Annotated in this window: 4 protein-coding genes and 2 pseudogenes; 3 read left to right on the top strand and 3 right to left on the bottom strand. The window is 60.0% G+C overall.

Features of this window, described 5'->3' with window-relative positions; genetic code table 11:
- Positions 1-224 precede the first annotated feature (224 nt).
- Both VL15_RS30280 and VL15_RS30275 read left to right on the top strand, forming a co-directional pair.
- Entirely contained in the window at positions 225-503 is a 279-nt protein-coding gene (locus VL15_RS30280; protein ID WP_048250388.1) for a type II toxin-antitoxin system RelE/ParE family toxin, read from the top strand.
- Positions 504-512: 9 nt separating this feature from the next.
- Positions 513-821, top strand: coding sequence for a HigA family addiction module antitoxin (locus tag VL15_RS30275; protein ID WP_048250387.1), 309 nt, complete (start codon positions 513-515; stop codon positions 819-821).
- A gap of 55 nt (positions 822-876) precedes the next feature.
- Here VL15_RS30275 and VL15_RS43865 read toward each other — a convergent pair.
- Together VL15_RS43865 and VL15_RS43860 are read right to left on the bottom strand one after the other, a co-directional pair.
- Positions 877-975 (bottom strand): annotated as a pseudogene (locus VL15_RS43865) (hypothetical protein); the annotation flags it as partial.
- Positions 966-1,265 carry a hypothetical protein gene (locus VL15_RS43860; RefSeq protein WP_419188704.1) on the bottom strand — a complete coding sequence of 100 codons (300 nt, stop codon included), beginning with the start codon at positions 1,263-1,265 and terminating at the stop codon, positions 966-968. The pseudogene VL15_RS43865 and the gene VL15_RS43860, both read right to left, overlap by 10 nt.
- Before the next feature lie 149 nt (positions 1,266-1,414).
- Here VL15_RS43860 and VL15_RS30270 point away from each other — a divergent pair.
- Positions 1,415-1,570: pseudogene (locus VL15_RS30270) on the top strand (IS3 family transposase); the annotation flags it as partial.
- Between the two features lie 95 nt (positions 1,571-1,665).
- On the opposite strand, the gene VL15_RS40840 reads toward VL15_RS30270, so the two are convergent.
- Positions 1,666-1,918 (bottom strand): transposase (locus tag VL15_RS40840; RefSeq protein WP_155420322.1); only part of this gene is annotated, 253 nt, incomplete at its 5' end.

Genomic DNA, 1,918 nt, shown 5'->3' with positions numbered 1-1,918 from the left:
ATTTCTATCTAGCCACTACAATTTTAAAAGGCGCTAGATACAATTATGTAAAATTCTGGATAGTGAAGCAACTATGCTCTGCACCGACACACGCTCCTCCCATCTATGACCGGGTTTTATGTCCAGCACTCCCACGATAGAGAGAACCTATTCTGACTGAGAAAAGCAGCGCTGGTGCGGCATAGGTTATTGTATCTCGATGCTTTACGAGATACAATGGTGCCATGATCAAGACCTTCATTCACAAAGGGCTCGAGCGCTTCTTTCTGACCGGCAGCAAGGCGGGTATCCGCCCCGACCACGCGGCGAAACTCGGTCGCTTGCTGACGCGCTTGAACGAGTCGACGGTCACCGAGGACATGAATCGTCCCGGCTGGTACTTCCATCCACTCTCCGGCGATCTCATTGGACACTATTCGGTGAAGGTCAATGGCAATTGGAGAATGACTTTCCGGTTCGAGGACGGGGACGCGATCCTCGTCGACTATCAAGACTACCATTAAGGAGTGACCATGGCCCAAATGTACAATCCGCCGCACCCGGGCGCTGCGCTCCGCGAGGACATCCTGCCGGCGCTCGGCCTTTCGGTAACTGAGGCCGCCGAGCAGCTTGGCGTGAGCCGTGTTGCACTGTCGCGTGTTCTGAATGAGCATGCGGCGATCTCGCCGGAAATGGCGCTTCGCCTCGAGGCGTGGCTCGGCGTCGAGCGTGGCGGCCGCGCGGATGTATGGCTTGCCGAGCAACGCACGTATGACCTTTGGCAGGCGCGCCAGCGCGGCATCGATAATGTGCGGCGCGCGCCCGATGCGGTCGCGGCATAACTGAGGTCGGCCGCGGCGAGAGCATCACGTAGCGATCGGCCTGCCCTTTTCCCTGTTCGACGCGCAGTACCATGTGCTGGCTGGCGATGTCGCCGACCTTCAGGCGGATGGCTTCCGAAATCCACAGCCCGCCAGCATACGCCGTCATCGGGATGGCGCGGTACTTGATGCTGGGAATGGCCTCGAGAAAGCGCGTGACCTCGTCGGGACTGAGGATCCCGGCAGTCTACGCGGCCCCTTCGACATGGGGATCTCGTCGATCGCACAGACACGTTTGAGCGTGATGGTGTACAGGAAGCGCCGTGCGGCAGTAGCCACCACCAGCGTGCTGCGGGAGTTCTGCTGGACCTCAACGCGATGCAGCTGGTAGGTACGGATCTCCTCCGGGCCCAACAGCACGGGCGAGCGCCCGAAGTACTGGGCGAAGCCACGGACTTGCTGCAGGTAGGCGCGCTGGGTATGGGGATGAACAAGGGGCGCGGTTGGGACGATGGTTACCCATCGCCCTCAAACCCTCCACGGTTTCCTGCGATGAACCAAAAATTGTCGCTTCAGCAGCACGGACGGCCGACTTGAGATCGTCGCCTCAGCAGCTGAGTCGCCGGATGGCCACCTATACGCTCAAGCAACCGGAGAAGGATCGGAGCCTGGGCGTGCAACTGATGGCGGCCGCGCAGGAAGTGCCACGCTTCGGCTACCGGCGGATGTCGGCCTGGTTGGTGATGGGCGAACCGCGCGTGCGGCGAATGTAGCGAGCCTTGCAACTCAACATTGGGATCCTCTTGATTTCGCTGCATTTTACCGGTGTAGACCGATCTAAGCGCGACAAGGCTAAGAGACGGTTTCATAAAGACTGGTCGGCCCGCCGAAGGGTATTCCAGCAGATCAGGCGGCAACCGAGTTTGAGGAACGCGCCGTGAATGTCGGCACGGCGCTCGAAACGAATGGGGAGACAACGGAAGTGGTGCAGCCAGGCATGCGTGCGTTCAACGACCCAGCGATATTTGCCAAGGCCGCTGCCATGTTCGGTACGGCGCTTGGCGATCACCGGCTCGATACCGCGATCGCGCAACGCTCGTCGATGCCGCTCGGAGTCG

This window comes from Burkholderia cepacia, from assembly GCF_001039005.1.
In the GTDB taxonomy this organism is placed as follows: domain Bacteria; phylum Pseudomonadota; class Gammaproteobacteria; order Burkholderiales; family Burkholderiaceae; genus Burkholderia; species Burkholderia theae.
This window is presented reverse-complemented; position numbering and strand designations above follow the sequence as displayed.

Excerpts from the sequence above, each read along its gene's own strand:
- VL15_RS30280 (WP_048250388.1), top strand. The coding sequence starts at position 225 with ATGATCAAGACCTTCATTCACAAAGGGCTCGAGCGCTTCTTTCTGACC.
- VL15_RS30275 (WP_048250387.1), top strand. The coding sequence starts at position 513 with ATGGCCCAAATGTACAATCCGCCGCACCCGGGCGCTGCGCTCCGCGAG.